Source organism: Shewanella mangrovisoli, assembly GCF_019457635.1.
Lineage (GTDB): Bacteria > Pseudomonadota > Gammaproteobacteria > Enterobacterales > Shewanellaceae > Shewanella > Shewanella mangrovisoli.
Genome location: NZ_CP080412.1, coordinates 1,614,114 through 1,638,626, shown reverse-complemented (window position 1 = coordinate 1,638,626; position 24,513 = coordinate 1,614,114). Strand labels below are relative to the sequence as shown.

Here is a 24,513-nt window from a genome sequence, read left to right as displayed (position 1 = left end):
CCTCAAACTAGCATTCCAATGCTGATGTATCAAAAATGCATATCGCAAAAGTGAGTCATTACTCATCCCGCACACACATGCCCTTCGAGGATTTCACATAGGGCGCAAGGATTGGCATCATGCCCTTCATCACTTGTAATGGCAGCGCCGAGGTAAAACTAAAATCGTCCGACTTACTGCCCGGCACAAACGCAGTTAAGGTGCCGAAATAATTATCGCCTAAGTAAAACACGAACGTCGCGGTACGGTTCATCGCCGTGGTAGCCACTTTGCGGCCCTGCTGCATCTGAGTCACGATACGGTTATCGCCCGTCCCCGTTTTACCGCCAATTGCCAGCATCTCGCCGTTGTCGTCGGTAAAGATGCCCTTAAGACGTCGTGCAGTACCGTTTTGAACGACGTTTGCCAGCGCCGCCTTTAAGGCCTGAGCGACTTCATGGCGCATCACTCGTTCACCTTGGGCATTTTGGTTTTCGAGCCGAACTTCATAGGGTGTCTCTTCGGCAAAGTGCAGTTGATTAATCCGCACCGTCGGTAAACGATAACCATCGTTTTGAATAATCCCCATCAATTCCGCCAGCGCCGCGGGTCTGTCACCCGAACTGCCCAGCGCCGAGCCTAAAGAAGGCACCATAGATTCAAATGGATAGCCTAAACGCGCCCAACGCTGATGAATGTCGAGGAAGGCTTCCACCTCCAGCATTACCTGTACCCGCACATCCCGCGCGTTTTTATGTCGGGTTCTAAATAACCAGCGATATACTTCCTGACGCTCATCCTTACTGGCCTCCTTCACATCGTTGAGGTTGGCCTCAGGGTGTTGATTCAAGTAATCGAGCACCCATAGCTCGAGTGGATGCACCCGCGCGATATAACCTTGGTCAGGCAGATTATATTTTTCAGGGCCGTACTTGTTATACAGTTCTTTAATGCGTTTATCCGTGTAATTGTTTTGCGGCAAACGCTGCTGCAGGAAGGCCTTAAACGAGGCCATAGACTCATTAGGTTGCAAATAACGGTAAGCCGCGGTGAGCTGCTGCTCCGCTTGGGTTTGACCATCGAAGAACAGTTCTAAACGCTCATTGGGCGCGACTTTTTTATATTTACGGTAGAACTTATTGACGAAGGTATTGCCTTCGCGGTCCGCAAACACCCGCAAATACTCCTCACGGCGTGGATCCTTATCGTTGCGCAGCAGACGCGCCATATTGCCTTCGTTTTGCATACTACTGCTGTAGTTGACTATGTCACGCATCAAGCGAACGAAGGGTAAGTTGATGGAGTTTTGCAGCGCCTCATACATGGTTGGCACTTTAAAATCTTCTGATTTTTTAAAGTTATTAAACACATGTAAACCGCCACCCGTGAAGAATTGCTCATTCGGCGAGGCTGAATATTCCCGCTGCAACGCAGCATCCAGCATGCGGTCGAGGCGTCTATCCGGATTCACAATCAAGTAATCAATCGCCCAGCGCGTGAGATGATCGCGGGGTTCAATCTCAATCGACTCCAACTCAATGCCGTGTTTCTTCGAGTATTTGTCGTGGATCTCGGCAATGATCTCAAGGTAAGTTGCGAGCACCCTGAGTTTGGCCGTCGAGCCCAGCTCTAACTTACTGCCTTCGTTAATATCGAAAGGTTGATCGGTACTGTCGGTTTGCACCCGCACACGGTTCGCCGTCTCGGTTTTTTCATAGAGGGTAAAACTGTAGAGCACGTTTTGCAGTTGACTGGGTTCGAGTAAGCGCTCACCTAAGAGGCCGACCTTCTCGGCCGTTGCGGCCTGCCCAAGACTGCGTAAGTAATGACTCACCTGTTGTTGTAAGTCGCTGTGCAAGCTGCTGTTTACGGTCAAATCGAGGCGGTCTAAATCATACAGGCCGACATTTAACATGCCCGCAGTACGAATGCGTATCGTATTAACGCCCTTATCCGCTCCCGACTGGGTATTACGCTGAGCTTTAGCCACCTTAAACTGCAGTTTTTGAGCAAGTGCTGCGTCTCTAAGTTGGCGATCAATCAAGTAATACTGGCCGAGTAACCGAATATGGCTGTCGACCAGATTTTCTAAGTCCTCGTGTCCCTGCAACAGATAATAGGAAGGACGACGCTGGGCAATCATTAACGCCACCACTTGGCGGAACACTTGGCCACGCTTAGCGGCATTGGCTTTGATTTGCGGCGAAGCAAGCAGTTTATTGGCGGTATCGAAATCGGTCCCAAACCACGCCCACAGGCCATCGCCTATGCCATGCACTTCACCGTGATTAGGCGCTGAGGATAAAGGCACAGTATTTAAATAATCTTGAATAATACGCTTACGGGCAGGCTCAGTAATTTCCCCCTGCTGATAAACCCGCACTGTGGCAGAGCCAATTTGCAGCAGCTTATCCTTAATGCTTAAGGTTAACCCTTGGGAGGAATGGCGAAACTTCTCAATTTGTGTCGCCAGTGTACTGCCTCCGGCGGTAGACACATTCATCCCCACCATTTCAGCGATTTGACTCATCCCCGCCACAATAAACCTTGGCCAGTCGATCACAGGGTTAAGTTTTGGCTCAGTGGTCCACAGTTCGCGGTTTTCAATAAACAGTAAGGTATTGACTATTTCATTGGGGATTTTATCGTCATCCTGATACACGCGTTTAGGATAAGCAAACTCATAGAGGTCGGTATTGCGACAATCCAGCAGGGTCAAACCCGATTGCGCCTTCTCATGGTAAGGCGGGAAAAAGCCCATCTGGGCATATTCCTGCAGCGCGGGGGAAAACTCGACTTGCTGCGTCACCTGGAAGTTACGTTGCAGCAATCTATCGATATATTGCGGCAGCTTACTGTAACCGTGACGCTCATCGAAGGGGCCGTAGCTTGGATAGATAATTGACTGAGTGGGCTGATTTTTCAGCTCATAGGTCAAGGTCTTCGCATATTGATGAACATACTTAGACTGGAAATAAGAGGTTTTGACCTCCTGGCCAATCAACACCGCCACACAGATAATCAGAATAAAAAACAGGAACCAGACACGCCCCTTAGATCTCGGCTTGCGCTGACGCTTAGCCTTAGGCTCGGGTTGTGGCGGACGAGGACGATAATTTTCGAATTGCATTTCTTGCGTAGAATTAGGCAAAACGGCTCCCAAAAATCACTTAACAAATCCTTTCTACGTGGGAAAGTTCCCAACCTATGCTCAACACATCCAGTATCAGGGCAAAACTCACACTTAAGTTCGTCCACTGTGCATGAGTCTGCAAATACATTCCTTTGCCTTCATTGAGCAAGATCTAACAACACAGGATCATTGCGTCTCTCGTTAGATCTCACCGTATTTTAATGAGTTGGCAGCATGCCTCAAAGTGGTTAGCGCAAAAATACTTATCTACATTTTACGAGCTGCTAGCCACACTTAAAGCTTCAATCAATCCCAAATAAATTCACGAAAATGCTTACGGCAAACCGATTCGTAACTTTCATTACCGCCAATTGCCACCTGCTCACCTTCACGCATCACTTTGCCTTCGCCATCGAGGCGCACCACCATATTGGCTTTACGGCCACAGTGACAAATGGTTTTCAGTTCAACTAATTTATCGGCCCAGGCCAATAAATAATGACTGCCGCTAAAGAGTTCGCCTTGGAAGTCGGTACGTAAACCATAGCACAAAACGGGGATATCAATTTTATCAACAACATAAGTAAGTTGTTTAACTTGCTCTTTGCTTAAGAATTGGCATTCATCCACCAATACACAACTTAAGTGATTTTGTTGATGGGCAGTGGTGATCATCTCTATCAGATTGTCTTGGCTACTAAATACCTGGGCTTCAGTTTCAATCCCAATGCGTGAAGCCACTTTACCTTTACCATATCTGTCATCGATGGAGGCGGTCATCACTAAGGTATTCATGCCGCGTTCGCGGTAGTTATAGGAAGACTGTAGGAGAGAGGTGGATTTACCCGCGTTCATTGCTGAATAGTAAAAGTACAATTGCGCCAAAACGAATCCCTTTTTTAAACTGAATTTATCGTTTCTCTGTTGCCAGAGCTTATGGCGCCTAGTTTACCATTGCGTCGCCCCCTAACACACTAGGCCTGTCTCAGCTTTTCTACTGAAATCCACACTCGATTTCACGAATGCGCATTTTTACCACTATCCCTCCCCTTCGACGCTTCGATTGATTGTTCGTATTTCCGTCCAAACCGTAAAAGACGACTGGAGACCCATGGGCAAAATGGCAATTGTTACAATAAGCTTAATTTAACCTTAAATATTGTTTTACATAAGAAAAAACACATTAACAAAAGTTTAAAAATGAGATCTACCTCCAAAGTAATAGGACTAAATGCGGTTTGGCTCAAAAAACAAACATATCGATAACAGTAATATTTCGCTCGAGACAGAAATGCTCAATAAAAAAATAAAAGCTATTCGAACGCTTGCAAATTAAATCAGCGGCTCAAAGCACTAATCTCCCCTGCAAACTTTAGTGCTGCAATCCGTGCCTTTATACGCGTATTGGATTAAATGGAGATTATGATGAGAATATTCACATCAAAGAAACTGGCATACCTAGTCGCATTAGCCCTAACGGGTGCACTCGTAGGTTGTGGCAGTGACGGTAAAGACGGCGCACCAGGCCAACCAGGCGATCCTGGCCAACCCGGTAAACCAGGAGACCCATGGACTCCACCACCAGTCACAAGTTCAACAGTGACCAATGTTAAAGTTCTGGGCTACAGTTTTGCCGAAGGCAGTATCACCTATGAATTTGAAGTCACCGACGAAAATGGCAATTTAGTCAATGGACTGTTAAATGCTGAAGCCAAAGTCGCAGCATTAACAGACAAAGGCTTTATCAATAACCGCGATGAAGCCGATATCAACAATGTCGCCGACAATGTGCACATTGGTGGCGCAGCGACTCAAGCCACTGAAGGCGCAGAGATCAAGTCATTAGGCGATGGTCACTACAGCTTTAAAGCACCGATGAAAGGCGTCAATGCAGGCACTGAGGGCATTGTATGGCTCAGAGTCGGCGGTAACAGCGAAAGCGGTATTGCACGCTCAGCCCCCATGGTGGTGAATAAGCCAGAAGGCACACATTCAACCACCACCGACAGCTGCTACGCCTGCCACGTGGATTACTCCACGAGCCCACGTCGCCACGCCAGCTATGTCGCCACCGGCATGGACAGCGAAGTCACCTTCGTTGAAGGCTGTTTAGCCTGTCACGGCTCAGTGAGCCGCGGCGCGAAAAATGCCGAAGGTTTCTCAATCGGCGGTTATGCTACCAATACCCTGTCTAAGATTGGCCACATTAATCACCAGAAATTCACTAAGGATTTCAGTGTGATGAACTGTACTTCTTGCCACGTTGAAGCACCGACCAATATCAGTGTTTCAGGCCCTGGTTGTATCGACTGTCATAACACTGGCGGCGTACCAGGCGCGATCGTGCCAAGTAACGGTGCCGATGTGCGTCCAATGCATGAAGGCAAAGAAGGTATTACCGAGCGTCAAGCTATCCGTGCTAAGTACCAAGTTGCCCTATCAACGCCAGTTAAAGTGGATGATATTTCAACCTTAACGGATCACTATGCGCCCGATGGCTCAAGCGTTGCAAAAGCCGAACCTGGCTGGTGTACCACCATTACAGTGAAAGATACTGACGGTAATATCTTTAGCATTAAAGACAACTTCAACTACTCAGATCCTCTGGTATTTGATGCCAAGAAGCCGATTGTCTACGCTGGTGCTTATCTACATGCTTATGACAACAACACCTTAGTGGGTCGTCCAGGTAACCGTACTAACTATTACTATGGTTACAATGCCGATGGCACTAAGAATATCTGTCACTTGCTCACAGATATCAGCGCAGTAAACGCTAACTATGCCTACTCTGCACGGGTCACCTTCAGCACTGCTGGCTGGATGGAGTACGACGGTAACCAACGCTATCAAAGCAATGGCAACCTCAGAGCCAACGGTTATGACGGTTCAATGGGTGTTTCCTTCACCGCCTACTCAGATGTGGTAAATCCAGTAAGTGCTGAGAAAGTATCTGGTTTTGAACGTCGCACAGTGATCAGCGATAACAGCTGTACGACTTGCCATAACGATGCTACCGCCTTCCATAAGAACGGTGCATTCGATCAAGGCGGTAACGGTTGTATTGCCTGCCATGATAACGGCATGGCGCGGACATCGGCCACACTGGGTGCAGGTTTTGGTCCTATGATCCACAGCTGGCACTGGGGTAATGGTGCGAATGTTGGTGAGATGAAGGCCGATGGCACTCAAGCCAAGACCGCGAACGGTGCAGGCGCCATCAACCCAGTCACCAGCTGTGTTGCCTGTCACGAAACCGCGATTGATTTAAACAAAGTGCCAAATCAATACATCCTTGAGCCTGGTAACAAGATGACCAGCCCTGTCACGGCAAACTGTTATGCCTGCCATACTGGCGATGCAGTCAAAGCCCACATGGCAAGCAATGGTGGCGAGATCAGCGTCCCAGCCACTGGCGACTGGTTCAAACAACCAACAGGTGAATCTTGTGCCGTGTGCCACAACACAGGTAGCAGCTCTGGTATCGACAAGTACCATAACTTTACCCGTAAGTAGTTAGTCGTCCCGCTATTTTCCCTGCAAGGAAATAGTCCAAGCGCCCTACGATTGTAGGGCGCTTTTTTGTTTACTTTTACTTACAACTTCACCCCATAGGTTTTCAGTCCCATTTAAGTTAGTAACGTTAGAGTCACAAAAAACTACAATTCTAAGGAAATCACTCAACTATGCGTAAAAGTTTTATTGCCATCGCCATTGGCGCCACACTGATGACAGGAGCACTGGCAGGTTGTAGCTCTCAAGATACCAAAGCCGCAAATGTGACCGCAGTTCAAACCCAAAATCCTCTGTTCCAAGCCAGCACACTGCAATACCAAGCGCCTGATTTCAACGTGATTAAAGACGAGCATTTTCAGCCCGCATTAGAGCAAGGCATTAAAGAGCATTACCAAGAGATTTTGGCCATTGCTAACAATCCTGCCGCCCCGACCTTCGACAACACTATTGTCGCCATGGAAAAAAGCGGTGCCCTGCTGACTCGCGCATCGAGCGTGTTTTACAACCTAGCAGGTTCAAACAGCAATCCAGCACTGCGTAAAATCCAAGGCGAAATGGCGCCCAAAATGGCGGCTCACTCGGATAACATCAACCTCAATCCAGCGCTATTCGCCCGTATTGAAGCCATTTATAACGACCGCAATAACTTAGGCTTAACGCCTGAAGCCGTTCGTTTGGTTGAGGTGTATCATCAACGGTTTATCATGGCCGGCGCTAAGCTGACCGATGAGCAGAAAGTGAAGATCCGCGCTCTGAACGAAGAGCAATCGACGCTGACCAACGAGTTCTCACAACGTTTACTGCGCTTAACCAAAGAAATCGCCATCGTTGTCGATAACAGAGAGCAACTGGCAGGCCTGACTGACAGCGAAATCACCTCGGCAGCCAACGATGCCAAGGCCGCGGGCCACGAAGGTAAGTACTTAATCAACATCACCAACACCACTCGCCAGCCTGTGCTCGCCTCTCTAGAGAACCGTGAACTGCGCCAACGCATTTGGGAAGCCTCGGCAAACCGTGGCTTAACGGGTGAAAACGAAACGGCATCTTTAGTGTCTCGCTTAGCGCAATTACGTGCCGAGCGCGCAGCCCTCTTAGGTTATGAAAACTGGGCCAGCTACCGCCTCGCGCCACAAATGGCAAAAACGCCTGAAGCGGTATACAGCATGTTTGGTTCTATGGTGCCAGCAGTCGTAGCCAATACCGAGAAAGAAGCGGCCGATATCCAAGCGATGATCGACAAGACTGGCGGCAAGTTTGAACTTGCGCCATGGGACTGGGAATTCTATGCAGAGAAGGTTCGCCAAGAGAAATACGCCCTCGATGCAAATAGCATTCGCCCTTATTTCGAATTTAACCGCGTACTCGAAGACGGCGTGTTCTACACCCTCAAAGAACTCTATGGCGTCACCTTAAAGCCGCGCCCAGATTTACCCGTATACCACCCGGATGTGAAAGCCTACGAAATGTTTGATGCCGATGGTTCAAGTATGGCGATTTTCTATGCCGACTACTTTGCCCGTGAAGGCAAACGCGGCGGCGCATGGATGAGCTCGTTCGTGGGTCAATCCTTCCTCGAAGGCACTAAGCCTGTCGTGGTTAACGTGATGAACATTAAGAAGGCGCCAGAAGGACAACCGACCTTCGTCAGCTACAACGAAGTCACCACTATGTTCCACGAAATGGGCCACGGTACCCACGGTATGTTCTCTAAGGTGACTTATCCAAGCTTGGCGGGCACCTCGGTCTCCCGTGACTTTGTGGAATTCCCATCAACCTTCGAAGAAGACTGGGCAGCCCATCCTAAAGTGTTAGCCAACTACGCCAAACACTTCGAAACTGGTAAGCCAATTCCCGATGATTTGCTGCAAAAACTGCTGAAATCCGGCAGCTTTAACCAAGGCTTCGATACCTTAGAGTATATGGCTGCGGCGCTTGTCGACATGGAATGGCACTCATTAAGCCCAGATGCTCCACTGCAAGATGTGGCAACATTCGAAGCCAATGCGCTGAAAAAACACGGCTTAAATATCACTGCCGTGCCACCACGTTATAAATCAACTTACTTTGCCCACGCCTTCCCGGGTGGTTACTCAGCGAGTTACTACGCTTATATGTGGAGTGAGATTTTAGCGGCCGATGCCTACGCTTACGTGCAAACGCAAGGTGGATTAAACCGTGAAATCGGTATGAAATACCGCAAGACGATTCGCGAAGTGGGCAACAGTATTGCGCCAATGGAGGCCTACAAGAACTTCCGTGGTCAAGAGCCTACCACCGAAGGGTTATTGAACCGCCGTGGACTCAACACCGCCCTGTAATTGGGGATGAGTGAACAATAAAAAATCAGCCAGCATAATTGCTGGCTGATTTGTTTCTACTGCTCGGTAAATTCACAGAGAAGACACGCGAATAAACCGCTCACTTAAATTAAGCTTATTTCGCGTTACTTTGGGATTTGAATCGCAACCACACAATGCTCAAGACAAACAGCACGCCACAGGTGAGTAGTCCCGCATTCACCGATTCCGTAAAGCCAAGCACTACATAGCCCACCATGCTGATCAGCGCCACAATCACAGCGTAAGGCAGCTGAGTCACAACATGGTCGATATGGTGACAGCTCGCGCCAGTTGACGACAAAATCGTGGTATCCGAAATAGGTGAGCAGTGATCACCAAATACCGCGCCCGCCAAAACTGAAGCCAGCATTGGTAACATCATGGCTGTATGGCTGCCCATCGCCATATCGGCGGCAATCGGCAGCATAATGCCGAACGTGCCCCAACTGGTGCCGGTAGAAAACGCCGTAAGACCCGCTAACACAAACATCAACGCAGGCAAGAAGGCAAAGGGAATGTTCCCTGTGGCGAGGCTTGCCATAAACTTACCGGTTTCAAGCTGGCCAATCACGCCCGCTATGGTCCAAGCAAATAACAGGATATAAATCGCAGGCAGCATAGAGCGAGCACCCTGCACCACGCCTTTAACGACCATCGACTTTTCAACGCCTTGCACTAAGTTAAGCACCAGCGCAACCGCTAAACCAATCAGCGCACCAAAGAACAGTGATGAACTCACATCGGTTTTTTCAAAAGCAGAAATAATATTAAATTCAATGCCTTCTTTCGCTAATACCTGAGCACCGCTGTCGATCATAAAATACAGGGTCGCAAATACCAGCACGGTAATAGGTAAGAATAAACCGAGAATTTTACCCGTTTCGGCTTCGGGTAAATCGGCATTCGCCCCAGGTGGTAATCCTTTATTCTCATCATATAAATTACCGCGCTGTGCATTTAATTCATGATCACGCATAGGGCCAATATCTAAGCCCATAAACGCAACACAAAGTAATAATAATAAAGAGAAAATAGCGTAGAAATTCATAGGGATCATTTGAATAAACACACTCAAATGACCAGAGTCAGCAAAACCGTGGGCGGTTAATATGCCGCCGATCAGCGCGATAATATAAGCACCCCAACTGGATACCGGCGAAATAACGCAAACCGGCGCCGCCGTTGAATCTAATAAATAGGCTAACTTAGCGCGGGAAATATAATAACGGTCGGTAACGGGTCTGGCGACAGAACCCACGACTAAGCTATTGAAATAATCGTCAATAAAGACAACACAGCCTAAAAACATGGTCAGTAATTTGGCATCGCGTTTATTGCGAATATGCAGGCGCGCCCAATCGGCAAATGCCCTAGCACTACCACTGACGGTAATTAATGCCGTGATCATCCCTAATACAATTAAAAAGCCAAGAATGTATAAATTCCAAGAATTTACGCCATCTTCTGACCAAAAAAGTCCTTTTACACTGTTAAATAAAAACTCACCGCTGGCCACAGGTGAAAATTGATTGAGTAATAACACCCCAATCACAATACCTAAACCGAGGGAAAGGAGAACGCGGCGAGTGAAAATCGCCAACACAATTGCGACCACAGGCGGCAGCAGAGAAAGTGCCGAATCGGCGTAACTTACTACAGTCATTGATTATTTCTTCGTCAAAATACGAATGGAGGGCGACTGAACTGGTGGGAAAAGGCAATAGATACCCAAGATCACCTGTCCTATCAGTAGCGCTCCATAGTAACTATTCCTAATATCCGTATCAGAAAATACTATGGCAGTGTTGTACCTATTCGGCACAACCCCAGCAGTTGATCGTGATAAATCAAACCACTTCGGCACCAAATCCTTTCGTGAACGATCAACGGAATCACCCTACTGATCACTACTGATATTTGGTGCGCCTCTACTTCTAAGAACGCCCATGCACGGGCGTGAGGCACATAAAAACATAAGCGGCTAAGCAGTTGCCACCGCAAAGCCGCTTACTTTGACTTAGATCACGGATAAAATCAACCTAGAGTTGAAATCAACTCTGGAACGGCGTCGAACAGGTCGGCTTCGAGGCCATAATCGGCCACTTGGAAGATTGGCGCTTCAGGATCTTTGTTGATTGCCACAATCACCTTAGCGTCTTTCATCCCGGCTAAATGCTGAATCGCACCCGAAATCCCCACGGCGATGTAGAGATTTGGCGCCACAATCTTACCGGTTTGACCCACTTGCAGATCGTTAGGCACAAAACCTGCGTCAACCGCGGCGCGAGAAGCCCCAACCGCGGCACCGAGTTTGTCCGCCAATTGCTCTAACATACCGAAGTTTTCACCGCTGCCCATACCACGGCCACCAGAAACGATAATGCCCGCATTACCTAACTCTGGACGTGCTGAAACGGTCAATGATTGAGATACAAACTGGGTTTTGGCTTCAAATACTTTATCTAAGGTGGTCACGGCCGCACTGTTGCCCTGCGCCGCTGCATCGAAGGCACTGGCACGGACTGTCATTACTTTAATCGCGTCATGGCTTTGTACTGTTGCTAAAGCGTTACCTGCGTAAATCGGGCGAACAAAAGTATCACTGCTCACCACGCCAATCACTTCCGAAATTTGCGCAACGTCTAACAAGGCCGCCACACGCGGTAGCGTATCTTTGCCAGCGCTCGATGCTGCAGCGAGGATATGGCTGTAGTTTGGTGCTAAGTCCACCAGCAATTTAGCCACGTTTTCAGCTAAATGGGCTTCATAGGCACTGTTATCGGCGACGAATACTTGAGCGACACCTTGTAGGGCTTGCGCGGCTTGTGCCACGGCGCCACATTGGTGACCCACCACTAATACATGTACATCGTCACCAATTGCACGCGCGGCGGTGACAACCTTTGCGGTATCCAGTTTCAGTGCCGCATTATCGTGTTCTGCTAATACTAAAATGGCCATTTAGATCACCTTCGCTTCATTCTTTAACTTTTCAACCAGCTCAGCTACCGACGCAACCATGATGCCCGCCTTACGTTCGGCAGGTGGCGTCACCTTCACCACAGTTTGATGGGCTTTTAGCGTCACACCTAAATCCGCAACAGTGAGCACATCTAATGGCTTACGTTTAGCTTTCATGATGTTAGGCAATGAAGCGTAACGAGGTTCGTTCAAACGTAAATCGGCAGTCACCACAGCTGGCAGCGGCAGACTTAAGGTTTGCATCCCGCCATCTATCTCGCGAGCCACTTGCACTGAATGACCTTCGACTTTGATTTCAGAAGCAAAAGTGGCTTGTGGCATATCCGTTAATGCCGCAAACATTTGGCCAGTTTGGTTATTATCGCCATCGATAGATTGCTTACCAAACAGCACTAATTGCGCTTGTTCTTTTTCTTGTACGGCTTTGAGTAATTTGGCAATTGATACTGGGGTTAACTCTTCTTCAGTATCAATGTGAATCGCACGGTCAGCACCTAATGCTAACGCGGTACGCAATTGTTCTTGAACGGCTTTATTGCCGATACTGACGACCACTACTTCAGTAGCACTGCCCGCTTCTTTTAAACGAACCGCTTCTTCTACTGCAATTTCACAAAAAGGGTTCAACGCCATTTTGAGGTTTGCGGTATCAACGCTGGTGTTGTCAGCTTTTACCCTGACCTTCACATTGGCATCAACTACGCGCTTAACAGGCACCAATACTTTCATAGGGTTTCCTTCCTACACTTTCATGTACATGGACAAAACATTGGTCATCACCAATGCAGGATAGAGCCACTTTACGTCCTGTTAACGTTAACGTCAACTAAACTCAAACGCCTGTTTGCATTTTTTAAGACTGTGGTATTGGCCACATTTTTGAACACTTATCTGCGATATTTAAAAAGTTCAAAAATTAAATAATATTTAATTTCTGTTTATTGCATAATTTTATTTGATTCGAGCTATATTACTTTCTATCATTTAGCTGTTGTTCACCATTATCCTGTAATAAAAATAGAGTGGGACGAAAATAGATATGAGCGAATTTTTAGAGATATTAACTCACGGTCGTCGTTTTAAAGCTGCAGTAAAAGATCTTAGCGTTGAAGAACTGCGTGATTTAGCGGCTAAGCTAGATAAAATTTTAGTTGAGCGTGAGTCAATGGCAGCAGAAGAGCAGCAAGCTATTGCTGCACGTAATGCTAAAATCGAAGAAATCCGCCAACAAATGGAAGCAGTTGGTTTATCAATCGACGACTTAGGTGGCGTTGCAGTTAAAGCTGCAGGTAAAAAACGCGCTCCACGTCCAGCAAAATACCAAATCGAAGTAAACGGCGAAGTGATCCAGTGGACTGGTCAAGGTCGTATGCCAACGGTATTTAAGAACGAAGTCAATAAAGGCCGTTCTATGGATGATTTCTTAATCTAATCCAATACCGTGCTGGTAATAGCCGTTTGCTATTAGCACTGAGTAACATAAAAAAGCTCGCGCCCTGCGAGCTTTTTTATGCCTGAATGCCACCCCCATTGCATTCAAGCAAATGCTTAAATTGCGTTACAATTCAGCTTTAGTATTTACATCTGCTTTAGGTTACTCTTTATTCCCCCTCCGTCTAAGTGAATAAAAAATGCAGATAAACAATAAGATAATAATAAGCTGCGGCATTATAAGTAGTTTTGTATCCCACAACATTTTTGCCGAGGCCAATCCCATCTCCCCCGTCAATAAGTTAACGGCCTTCACCAATGCTGAATTAATCATGGCGCCAGGGAAGCGACTCAAAAATGCCACATTATTAGTTGAAAACAATCGGATCAAAGCCATTATTGAAAAAGGGGATATCCCAGCAGCGGCATTAAAAGTTGATCTCAGTGGTTATACTATCTATCCCGGTTTTATCGATCCCTTTACCGATTATGGTATCGAGTTTGAATATCCCAAATTGGGGCTGACTCGTCCGGTATATGATATTAAGCGTATCGGCGGTAATGCGGAAAATGGCGCAATTCACGCTGAAAAAGAATGGTTTAATTACGTTTACCCAAATAAAGAACGCGCACGTGATTGGATCAATAACGGCTTTACCAGCGTACAAAGCAGTAAACTCGACGGTATTTTCCGCGGTACGGGTGTTAGCCTTTCATTAGCCGATAAAACCGCCAACGAGGTGATTTATCGTGCTCGCAGCCAACCTTTTATGGCCTTCGATAAAGGCACGTCTGAACAGGACTACCCCAATTCTCTGATGGGCAGTATTGCACTTATCAGACAAACCTTTGCCGATGCTAACTGGTATAACCAAAATAAGCACAAATCGGTTAATAGTTCAGCAAATGCTCAAATTGAATTTAATATCGCCTTCGAACGCTTAGATAACTTAGCCGAGAAACAAATCGTCTTTGAAACAAAAAATCTCAACGATTTGCTGCGCGCCGCTAACTTGCTCAAAGAACACCAGCAGCCCGCCAACCTACTCGCAAGTGGCCAAGAATATGCGCGCATCAATGAATTAAAGGCCCTGAATTATCCTTTGATCCTACCGCTAAATTATCCGCAGGCACCCGATGTGGGCACCGATGATGCCGACCGCGAAGTTTCCCTTGCAGAACTCAGACAATGGGAGCGTGCACCCACAAACCCTGCTGCAGTGGCGAATGCGGGCATCCCCTTTGCCTTTACTCAATTTGGCATTAAGACCGAGGCGTTTTGGCCTCGCCTACGTCAAGCCATCGCCCAGGGACTGAGTGAAGACAATGCCCTCGCCGCGCTGACGACTCAAGCCGCAGAGATGGCGGGGACGGCCGACTTCGCTGGCAAACTAGCCCCCGGCTATATGGCCGACTTTGTGATAACTAAGGGCAATATCTTTAAGGATGGTCAGATTTATAGCGTCTGGCTGCAGGGCGAAGAGCAGTCCATTCGCTCACTCCCACAGGCCAAACTCTTGGGTGACTATCAGCTCACGCTGAATAATCTCACCTTAGATTTGAGCCTTGAAGAAACAGTCAAAGCAGGCAAAACCGCCTTCCAAGGTCAGCTAAGCAGTGGCGAGAAGAGTATTCCACTCACCAATCTTAAGCTTGAAAACGACGGCCGTGTGAGCTTTAACGCCGATTTAAGCGATGCAGGCATTCATGGCATCAGCCGTTTTACCCTCTGGCTCGCTAAAGATGGTATTCAAGGCCGCATGGTGGACGCCCAAAGTCGCAGCATTAATGTGGCGGGCATTGCTATCGCTTCGAGTCCAAAGACGGAACAAGAAGGTACGCCTAAAACCGATGCCGCACCAACCTTAGTGAGTCAACTCACCTACCCTAACGTCGCCTATGGTTTGAGCGAAGCGCCAAAAGCCGAAAAACTCCATATTAAAAATGCCACCCTGTGGACCTCAGATAAACAGGGCATTTTGGAACATGCGGATCTGTTAATGGCCAATGGCCGAATTGAAAAAATCGGTCAGCAGCTCAGCACGCCTTCGGGTTACCAAGTTCTCGATGCAACGGGTAAGCACTTAACTGCGGGTATCGTCGATGAGCATTCCCATATTGCGATCAATGGTGGCACTAATGAAGGTACAGATGCGGTCACCTCTGAAGTGCGGATTGGCGATGTGATCAATCCCGAAGATATCTCCATCTACCGTGCACTCGCGGGCGGCGTCACCAGCGCACAATTGCTCCATGGCAGCGCTAACCCAATTGGTGGTCAATCCCAGTTAATCAAGATGAAATGGGGTGAAAGTGCCGAGCAGCTTAAATTTGCTAACGCCCCTGCCAGTATCAAATTCGCCCTTGGCGAAAACGTCAAACAGAGTAACTGGGGTGAAAAGTTTGTTCAGCGCTTCCCACAAACACGCATGGGGGTAAAAGCCTTATTTGAAGAAACCTTCGATGCCGCAATCGCCTATGAGAAAGCGCTGAAGGACTATGATGACTTACGCAGCAGCAAGAAGAAAACCATTGCGCCGCGCCCAAGCTATCGCCTACAGGCGGTCGCCGAAGTGTTAAAGCAGCAGCGTGATGTGCATATTCACTCCTACGTGCAGTCAGAAATCTTAATGTTCCTGCGATTAGCCGAAGCCTATCACTTTAAAGTGCAAACCTTTACCCACGTACTCGAAGGTTACAAGGTGGCCAGTGAGCTAGCCGCCCATGGCGCAGGCGCCTCAACCTTTGCCGATTGGTGGGCCTATAAATTCGAAGTCTATGATGCGATCCCGCAAAACGCCTGCCTGATGCAGAAACAGGGCGTGCTCACCAGCATCAACTCTGACGACTACGAAATGCAGCGCAGACTCAACCAAGAAGCGGCCAAGTCAATGATGTATTGCGATATGTCTAAAGAAGATGCTTGGAATATGGTGACCATCAACCCAGCGAAACAACTCAGGGTCGATGAGTATGTTGGCTCACTCACCCCAGGCAAGATGGCCGATATCGTGCTGTGGAACGCCGAGCCACTGTCGATTTACGCCAAAGTGACCCAGGCTTGGGTCGAAGGTAAACGCTATTTCGATCGCGACCAAGACCAGCTTGCCCAGCAGCAGGTCGTCGCAGAGCGTGCCGCCCTTATCCAAAAAATTCTCAGTAGTGATGATAACGCCAAGGCGGGTGAGAAAGTCACACCGCTTAACGAGCCACAATGGCACTGCGATACCCATTATCAAGCTTGGGGCCAACATCATCAGGGAGCAAAATAATGAAGCACTTTCCTACAACCTTGCTGCTGTCGACACTGGCTATCACGCTGTCAGCGCAGGCGCATAATCTCGTCCCTGCGGCCAAACAAACCCAGAGCGTGTTGATTAAAAATGCTACTGTACATACCGTCAGCCAAGGGACATTAACCAATACCGATGTGTTGATAGAGCAAGGTAAAATCAGCGCCATCGGGCCACAGCTAAGCGTCAACAGCGCTGATGGCCAAGCGCAGGTCATCGATGCCACAGGTAAACACTTATACCCCGGCCTTATCGCACTCGATACCAGTCTTGGTTTAGTGGAAATCGAGATGGTGCGCCCAACCGTCGATAATGCAGAAGTCGGTGATTTTAATCCGCAAATCAGCGCGGCAACGGCTTACAACCCAGATTCCGAGCTATTGCCGACCATTCGCTACAATGGCATCACTCACGCCCAAATCGTCCCCAGTGGCGACGGACTCGCGGGCCAATCTGTGGTCGTCGACCTCGATGCTTGGACGATTGAGGACGCCCTGCAACCAAGCGAAGGCCAATTCCATGTTTACTGGCCGCAAATCAAGCGCATGCCAGAAGATGAAAAGGAAAAAGCCAAGGCCATAGAGAAAAATCAGCAGGCCATAGCGACACTGACCACAGCCTTTGAGGATGGCTATCGCTACTTTTTAAGTCATAAAGCAAAGGATTCGGCCAAGACAACCAATTTACGTTGGCTGGCCATGTTGCCCCTATACCAAGGCAAGGCCACGCTATTTGCCCATGCGGACAGCGTCAGCCAAATTGAGCAAGTCATTGCCCTGACGAAAAAATATCAATTTAAATTGGTGATTGTCGGTGGCTATGATGCATGGCGACTAGCGTCAAGCTTGAGGGAAGTGAACGCCAGTGTGATTTATCCGCACACTCTGAGTCTGCCCAAACGTAAAGATGAACCCGTGGATTTGCCATTTAAAATCCCTTCGTTGCTGGCAAGTGCAGGCATTCCCTATGCCCTTGGTTTTTCATCGGATTGGAACAGTCGTAACCTTCCCTATGCCGCGGGCTACAGTGCCGCTTACGGCGTCACGCCCGAGCAAGCATTAAAATCGGTGACCTTAGATGTCGCAAAACTGCTGGGTATCGCCGATTTAGGGGCCATCGCCGTCGGTTATCAGGGCAGTGTTGTGCTGAGTGACGGGGATATCCTCGACCCTATGAGCAACAAAATTAATGCGATCTGGATTGAAGGACGGCAAATAGATCTGAATAATCGCCACCAGCAGCTTTATCAAAAGTATCTTAAGCGCTAGAATTTGCTCAGATAAATCGCTCGATAACGCGCAGTCCGTTGGACTGCGCCTATTTACCCTTACTCTCAGGTCAAACCATGAAAATCATCCTCTCAAGTGCATTAGTGCTACTGCTTAGCGCCTGTGCCAGCGATTACAGTTTTAACAGCAATTTGGACGGCGAGGCGATTAATGACTACTTCAAGGCAGGAGATGTCACCCTGTTTGAGGGCGATAGTTTGCCTAAAGGCCATTACGAATTAAAAGGTTTGGTACAGGGCGAATCTTGCCAAGCCGATGTGAATGCAGTGCCCGCGTCCTTAAGTGAAGCAAGAACCGAAGCCCGCCGCGCGGCGGCCGATAAAGGCGCCAATGGCATCATCATCAAACAATGCGTAATGATGGAAGAAGCAGCCCAAGGCTGCGTCAGCCGCGCCCTCTGCGTTGGCCAAGCCATCAAAATGGCCTCTGCCGACTAGTTTAAAGTGTGTATACTGCACGCCAATATTGATGTACTTAACAACCTAGGCCATCTGAGTTTGGGTTGTTGCCCTTGCTTTAGGTATTTTTTGCATGACATTTACCAACCAAATTACCGCTGTCGCCACTTGCCGCACTCCCTATAAACAAAAATTTGGCATTCCACGGCAGCCCGGTTTGGTGGAGGCGCGCGGTTATGTTGAGCTGGAGCCCCATGTCAATCATCTCGATGCCGTGCGCGGTATCGAACAATATTCCCACCTTTGGTTGTTGTTTTGTTTCCATGAGAATCTCGCCCAAGGGTGGAAAACGACCGTACGCCCGCCCCGTTTAGGCGGTAATGAAAAACTCGGCGTATTCGCAACTCGCTCGACCTTTCGTCCGAATGGCATAGGCCAATCCGTGGTCAAACTCCACGGGGTGGTGCAACGTAAAGGCAAAGTGTGCCTAGAGATTTCGGGCATGGATCTTGTCGATGGCACGCCTATTATCGATATTAAGCCCTATATTCCGTTCTCGGATTCGATTGAAGGTGCCGTCGGCGGTATCGCGCAAGAAGCACCAAAACTTATCAGCGTGATGTTTTCCGAACTCGCCGCAACCCAGATTGACACTTACAGCAAGCAGGACGCCTATACTGATCTAGCCGTACTCATCCACGGCGTGCTGGGGCAAGACCCTCGCCCCGCCTATAAAAAAGCCAAGGATGACCCCAAGTTATATCAAGTGGCTTTGTATGATTTAGACATCTTTTGGCGGATGGCGGTCGATGAGGATGAACGGGAATACATTCAGGTTTTAGAACTCAAACCGGGGAAATGTGGCTAAATGCAGATGCCAATCACAACGGCCTTGCCTGATTATCAAAGCCAACATAAAAAGCGTCTGTCTTGGATGCCCTGGCTGTATTTTTCACTCAAAGAAAAACACTTAGTCTGGGCTAAGCCCTGGCAGGATGAAGTGCAAGCCAACCTTTGCGCCCTCGAAACTGTGACCATTGGCGAAAACTGTTTTATTGCGCCCGAGGCGCAGTTATTTGCCGAGCCGAATCGCGATATCACAATCGGTAATCGCTGCATGATTGCGGCAGAATGCTTTTTGCATGGTCCTATCACGCTCGGTCATGAAGTCGCTATCAATCACGGCTGCTCCTTCGATGGTGGCCGTGTGGGCATTCAAATAGGCTCCCAAACCCGCATTGCTAACCATGTCACTATTTATGCGTTTAATCATGGTATGGCGCCCGATACGCCCATTTATCAACAAGCCTCCCATTCTAAAGGAGTCGTGATAGGTAAAGATGTGTGGATTGGCGCACAGGCAGGGATAGTCGATGGTGTCACCATTGGCGACCATGCAGTGATCGGCATGGGCTGTATTGTCACTAAAGATGTTCCCGCATGGGCCATCGTCGCGGGTAATCCTGCTCGGGTGATTGGCGATCGGCGGGATAAATAACTCACTTAGCTTTATCTGTATGCATCGCCCTCTGTGGCGATGCGGCACACTTTGTAAATGAAAACGGCCATTTGTCTGCAGCTGATTGAATTTAACCTCAATCCATAGGTGACATCATCGAAGCAGGTGATAAAATGGCGCCCATTCAACTCAAATTTGGACATCGGTAATGCGCGTTAGCAAATACCTACTTTCTACTCAAAAAGAAACACCTGCGAATGCAGAAGTCATCAGCCATCAATTAATGCTACGTGCGGGTATGATCCGCCGTAACGCTTCAGGTCTATACAGCTATCTGCCCACGGGCCTGCGTGTATTGCGTAAAGTCGAAGCCATTGTTCGTGAAGAAATGAACAAAGCGGGCGCGATTGAAATCCTAATGCCTATGGTGCAACCGGCTGATTTATGGGTAGAAACGGGTCGCTGGGACAAATTTGGTCCTGAGCTGCTGCGTTTTAAAGACCGCCATAACCGTGACTTCGTTTTGGGGCCGACCCATGAAGAAGTGATCACAGACTTAATCCGTAAAGAAGTCAGCTCTTATAAGCAATTACCGCTGAACCTTTACCAAATCCAAACCAAATTCCGTGACGAAGTCCGCCCACGCTTTGGGGTGATGCGTTCGCGCGAATTCCTGATGAAAGATGCGTATTCTTTCCATCTGGACGTAGATACCATGAATGAAACCTATGAGGCCATGTATCAAGCCTATAGCAACATTCTGTCGCGCATGGGCTTAGCCTTCCGCCCTGTTTTAGCGGACACAGGTTCTATCGGTGGCAGCATGTCACACGAGTTCCACGTATTGGCGCAAAGCGGTGAAGACTTAATCGCCTACTCTACTGGTAGCGACTATGCCGCTAACATCGAGAAAGCCGAATCGCCAATGCCAACCGAAGCGCGTGGCGCGGCGACTGAAGAGTTACGTTTAGTCGATACCCCAAATTCGAAAACCATTGCCGAGTTAGTTGAGCAATTCGGTTTGGATATCACTAAGACAGTGAAAACCTTGATTGTTAAGGGGGCGACGGAAGAAGCACCGCTGGTAGCGCTGATTGTACGTGGCGACCACGAGCTGAACGAAATCAAGGCAGACAAGTTAGATTTAGTGGCATCGCCATTAGAATTTGCTCCAGAAGCCCTGATCCGTGACGCCATTGGCGCAGGCCCAGGCTCATTAGGCCCTGTCGGCCTGAATATGCCTATCATCATCGACCATAGCGTTAGCGTAATGAGCGACTTCGCCGCTGGCGCAAACCTTGATGACAAACACTACTTTGGCATCAACTGGGAGCGCGATCTGCCACTGGCACAAGCTGCCGATATCCGTAACGTTGTTGAAGGCGAGCCCACACCCGATGGTTTAGGTACTTACGCTATGGCGCGTGGTATCGAAGTGGGTCATATCTTCCAACTCGGTACTAACTATTCTAAATCGATGAATGCGACTGTTCTCGATGAGAACGGTAAATCACAAGTGCTGCTGATGGGTTGTTACGGTGTGGGCGTGAGCCGTATCGTGGCGGCAGCCATTGAGCAAAACTTCGATGACCGCGGCATTGTATGGCCAGAAGCCATTGCGCCATTCAGTGTGGGCATTCTGCCAATGAATATGCACAAGTCGCACCGCGTGACCGATATCGCCGAGCAGTTATACAAAGACTTAAGTGCTGCGGGTATCGATGTCCTGTTGGATGACCGTAAAGAGCGTCCAGGCGTGATGTTCGCTGATATGGAACTGATTGGTATTCCACATACAGTGGTGATTGGCGATCGCAATATCGACGCCGGCGTTTTTGAATACAAAAACCGCCGCACCGGTGAGAAGCAAGACGTTCCATTCGACCAAATCGTCGATTTCTTAAAGAATCTGCAAGCTTAAGCACTGTCTTCAAGCACTGAATGCACATTCAGCCAGTGTGAATTAATGGTTAGCCATTGGCCGCTCAATACAGAAACGCACTTAGGTTAAACTTAAGTGCGTTTTTTATTTCACGTCATTCGATGGCAAACTGAGTCACAAACGCTCCCTACTCTCCTCATCAGAAACTAAAGATATGTCATTAAGATAACTGCTCAGACTTGCTTTTTTAGATAAGGCATTGCTTTAATAAAATCATAATAACAAGTCGTTGAGTCATAAGATTGCCAACATCAACAGCATTAGTTCTCGGAGGCGGTGGCGCTCGGGCCGCCTATCAAGTGGGAGTGTTAAAAGCACTGGTCCAATTGTATCCCCGCAACCATGGCGTGCCCTTTAAAATCATTTGTGGCACCTCTGCGGGCGCCATTAATGGCACCTCCATCGCCACCCACGCCTCCTGCTTTCACTTAGGCGTCAAAAAACTAGAGTGGGTTTGGCGCCATTTTGAAACGAGAAAGGTATATCGCGCCTCCATCCCAGGCGTGTTAAGTCATTTAGCCAAGATGGCGCTCAAGGGCCTGCAAGATGATAAGGTGAATACCGACGCGGGTAGCCTACTCGATAACGAGCCTTTACGGCATTTACTGAATGAACTTATCGATTTTAAGAGAATCGATCGCAATATCCGCAACGGTGCATTGACGGCGCTCAGTGTCGATACCTCGTGCTATAACAACTCGCGCTCGGTGACGTTTTTTCAAGCGGCCAGGGATATTGAAAACTGGACTCGCGCTAGGCGCAGCGGTGAGAGACGGATGTTAAATACCGAACATCTTTTGGCAAGCTCGGCGATCCCTATGGTGTTTCCGTCGATTAAACTCAATCAAGCTTATTATGGTGATGGCTCAGTCCACCAACTCGCGCCGCTCTCAAGCCCAATTCATTTAGGCGCCAATAAGCTATTAGTAATCAACCTAGACAGTCCCCATAAGCATTTTCCTATGGAGCTAGAATATCACCCGAAGACAGCGACCATTGCTGGTCATCTGCTGGATACTATCTTTTCCGATACCTTAAATAGCGATCTTGAGCGCCTAGAGCGGATTAATCACACGCTGTCGCTTATTCCCGAAGAGAGCCGTACTCAACTGTCATTACATCCCATACAGACCCTAGTGATAAAACCCAGTGAAGACTTAAGTAAAATCGCCGCCCGTTTCTATGATGATATGCCTTGGGCGATTAAAACCTTACTGGGCTTTATCGGTATCGACAGGCAGTCAGACTCGAGTATTGTGTCCTATCTTTTGTTTGAAAAGTCCTACACCAGCGCCTTGATCGAATTAGGCTATAAAGACGGTATGGCTCAAATGGACGAAATAAAAGCATTTTTTAATCTGACATGAGGATGGCTTAAGACTTGTTACAAACGGCCAAATAAATCGATTTGAAGCACCACCTTCTGCGTGGTATAAAATAGGAGTAGCCTAAGAGTTATCCCGTGAATGTGGCAAACCCATTCTAAATTAAGGATTATTTGAAGGCGAATCGGCAGCAAATCAGTCTAAAGTTTGAATAGCGAAACAGATTTAACATTGATCATTTAAGTTGAATCGCCTATCATGCTGTACTAGATTAGCTAAAAATTAGGTTAATTTTTTCTAAAAGGGAATCACGATGAAAAAAACTTCATTAGCACTTATTGCTGCTATTTCAATGTTAGGTTCAGTTGCTGCTAATGCTAACCCAACGACTGGTGGAACGACTACTGGTGGTACTACGAGTGGCGGCGCTACTGGTACTATTGTTGCGGGTAGTATCGCAGCAGGGGCAGTTGTAACAGGAGCGTTAGTTGCTGCAAATGGTTCAGATGGCAACCCTGTCACAACATCTAACAGCAACTCTACATCAGTGTCATCTAACTAATCATTAGTTAGTGCATATCGCTAATAACCGCCTTCTGGCGGTTGTTTTTTTTAGGGTATTTAAATTTCCTAATCAAAATAGTGAAAACTTGAAATCATCTCGCCATATATTTACATTGGTTATCTATCATTATTGAGAATAAGCAACTCGGATGCGTGTATATAAAAAACTCCTCCCCTTTTTTGCCATTTCGGCAATAATTGCAGGGCTCTCGGGCTGTAGCCAACGAATTAATGCTCTGAACGAAACCGCCAAACTCGCCTTTTTAGGAAGTGAGGATGTTGTTCTCCCCCCTGAGCAAATATCTGCAAATCCCTATGCCAGCATCTATGTAAAAATTGAAGATACACCTCAGGCATTTGTGGTGCTAGCTTTTGCTGAACCTAAAACTAGTCTATCTGCAGTAAAAAAGGTACCTGAAGCACTAGAGCTTAAATGGTTATCTGCGGATAAAGGTATGTTAGTTACGGTAAACGGCCGCTTAGTCAAAACCCACAATCTACTCACTGGTAATTTAAGTGCGGTTGAAAGTGATGACCCGGACCCTTTGCTACTAGGTTTGCACTTAAGCAATACACCCAAATTCTGGACTCGTACACTGGACTGGCAACCCGGTTATCATTATGGCTACAAAGCAAAGTCAGAATTTAAATTGATTGCCGAAGAGAATATTCTAATCAATGGCTTTCCTACGCAAGCCCTACATTTTAGTGAATATGTCTCTGTGGATACCCTCAATATCCAATACCAAAATGATTTTTGGCTAGATCCACAAAATGGTAACGTCCTTAAGAGTCGTCAAAAGATTGCACCTAATCTGCCATTTATTGACATCACATTACTAAAGCCTTTTGCGGCATAG

At 47.8% G+C, this 24,513-nt stretch carries 17 protein-coding genes and 1 riboswitch; of the genes, 12 read left to right on the top strand and 5 right to left on the bottom strand.

Annotation, left to right across the window (positions count from 1 at the left end):
- Positions 1-58 precede the first annotated feature (58 nt).
- Complete coding sequence (locus K0H60_RS07300; RefSeq protein WP_220057722.1) at positions 59-3,130, bottom strand: transglycosylase domain-containing protein; 3,072 nt, start codon at positions 3,128-3,130, stop codon at positions 59-61.
- 288 nt (positions 3,131-3,418) lie between these two features.
- Positions 3,419-3,997, bottom strand: a complete 579-nt coding sequence (locus K0H60_RS07295; RefSeq protein ID WP_126512879.1) for a thymidine kinase — start codon at positions 3,995-3,997, stop codon at positions 3,419-3,421.
- Between the two features lie 540 nt (positions 3,998-4,537).
- On the opposite strand from K0H60_RS07295, the gene K0H60_RS07290 reads away from it, so the two are divergent.
- Together K0H60_RS07290 and K0H60_RS07285 are read left to right on the top strand one after the other, a co-directional pair.
- Positions 4,538-6,628 carry a multiheme c-type cytochrome gene (locus K0H60_RS07290; RefSeq protein WP_220057721.1) on the top strand — a complete coding sequence of 697 codons (2,091 nt, stop codon included), beginning with the start codon at positions 4,538-4,540 and terminating at the stop codon, positions 6,626-6,628.
- 170 nt (positions 6,629-6,798) lie between these two features.
- Entirely contained in the window at positions 6,799-8,949 is a 2,151-nt protein-coding gene (locus K0H60_RS07285) for a M3 family metallopeptidase (protein WP_220057720.1), read from the top strand.
- A 115-nt stretch (positions 8,950-9,064) separates the two neighbouring features.
- On the opposite strand, the gene K0H60_RS07280 is transcribed toward K0H60_RS07285, so the two are convergent.
- The 3 genes from K0H60_RS07280 to K0H60_RS07270 form a co-directional block, all read right to left on the bottom strand.
- Positions 9,065-10,633 carry a Na+/H+ antiporter NhaC family protein gene (locus K0H60_RS07280; RefSeq protein ID WP_220057719.1) on the bottom strand — a complete coding sequence of 523 codons (1,569 nt, stop codon included), beginning with the start codon at positions 10,631-10,633 and terminating at the stop codon, positions 9,065-9,067.
- Between the two features lie 79 nt (positions 10,634-10,712).
- Positions 10,713-10,909, bottom strand: a riboswitch (Lysine riboswitch).
- A gap of 95 nt (positions 10,910-11,004) precedes the next feature.
- On the bottom strand, positions 11,005-11,931 hold the full coding sequence (locus tag K0H60_RS07275; protein ID WP_220057718.1) for an electron transfer flavoprotein subunit alpha/FixB family protein: 927 nt from the start codon (positions 11,929-11,931) through the stop codon (positions 11,005-11,007).
- Entirely contained in the window at positions 11,932-12,681 is a 750-nt protein-coding gene (locus tag K0H60_RS07270) for an electron transfer flavoprotein subunit beta/FixA family protein (protein WP_011716473.1), read from the bottom strand.
- Positions 12,682-12,991: 310 nt separating this feature from the next.
- On the opposite strand from K0H60_RS07270, the gene K0H60_RS07265 reads away from it, so the two are divergent.
- The 10 genes from K0H60_RS07265 (at position 12,992) to K0H60_RS07220 (ending at position 24,513) form a co-directional block, all read left to right on the top strand.
- Positions 12,992-13,384 (top strand): H-NS histone family protein, encoded by a 393-nt coding sequence (locus K0H60_RS07265; RefSeq protein ID WP_220057717.1) that lies wholly within the window; start codon positions 12,992-12,994, stop codon positions 13,382-13,384.
- A 199-nt stretch (positions 13,385-13,583) separates the two neighbouring features.
- A complete protein-coding gene (locus tag K0H60_RS07260; protein WP_220057716.1) occupies positions 13,584-16,655 on the top strand; it encodes an amidohydrolase family protein in 3,072 nt (1,023 codons plus the stop codon).
- A complete protein-coding gene (locus K0H60_RS07255) occupies positions 16,655-17,944 on the top strand; it encodes an amidohydrolase family protein (protein WP_220057715.1) in 1,290 nt (429 codons plus the stop codon). Before K0H60_RS07260 ends, K0H60_RS07255 begins: the two co-directional genes overlap by 1 nt.
- 77 nt (positions 17,945-18,021) lie before the next feature.
- Positions 18,022-18,402: an Rcs stress response system protein RcsF gene (gene rcsF, locus K0H60_RS07250; protein ID WP_011622132.1), complete on the top strand. Its 381-nt coding sequence runs from the start codon at positions 18,022-18,024 to the stop codon at positions 18,400-18,402.
- A gap of 94 nt (positions 18,403-18,496) precedes the next feature.
- Complete coding sequence (gene tsaA / locus K0H60_RS07245) at positions 18,497-19,231, top strand: tRNA (N6-threonylcarbamoyladenosine(37)-N6)-methyltransferase TrmO (protein WP_220057714.1); 735 nt, start codon at positions 18,497-18,499, stop codon at positions 19,229-19,231.
- Entirely contained in the window at positions 19,232-19,861 is a 630-nt protein-coding gene (locus K0H60_RS07240) for an acyltransferase (RefSeq protein WP_220057713.1), read from the top strand.
- A gap of 169 nt (positions 19,862-20,030) precedes the next feature.
- Positions 20,031-21,743, top strand: coding sequence for a proline--tRNA ligase (locus K0H60_RS07235; RefSeq protein WP_220057712.1), 1,713 nt, complete (start codon positions 20,031-20,033; stop codon positions 21,741-21,743).
- 263 nt (positions 21,744-22,006) lie between these two features.
- Positions 22,007-23,131, top strand: coding sequence for a patatin-like phospholipase family protein (locus K0H60_RS07230; protein WP_011716465.1), 1,125 nt, complete (start codon positions 22,007-22,009; stop codon positions 23,129-23,131).
- A gap of 271 nt (positions 23,132-23,402) precedes the next feature.
- Positions 23,403-23,651 carry a hypothetical protein gene (locus K0H60_RS07225; protein WP_011716464.1) on the top strand — a complete coding sequence of 83 codons (249 nt, stop codon included), beginning with the start codon at positions 23,403-23,405 and terminating at the stop codon, positions 23,649-23,651.
- Between the two features lie 151 nt (positions 23,652-23,802).
- A complete protein-coding gene (locus tag K0H60_RS07220) occupies positions 23,803-24,513 on the top strand; it encodes a YjbF family lipoprotein (RefSeq protein WP_011716463.1) in 711 nt (236 codons plus the stop codon).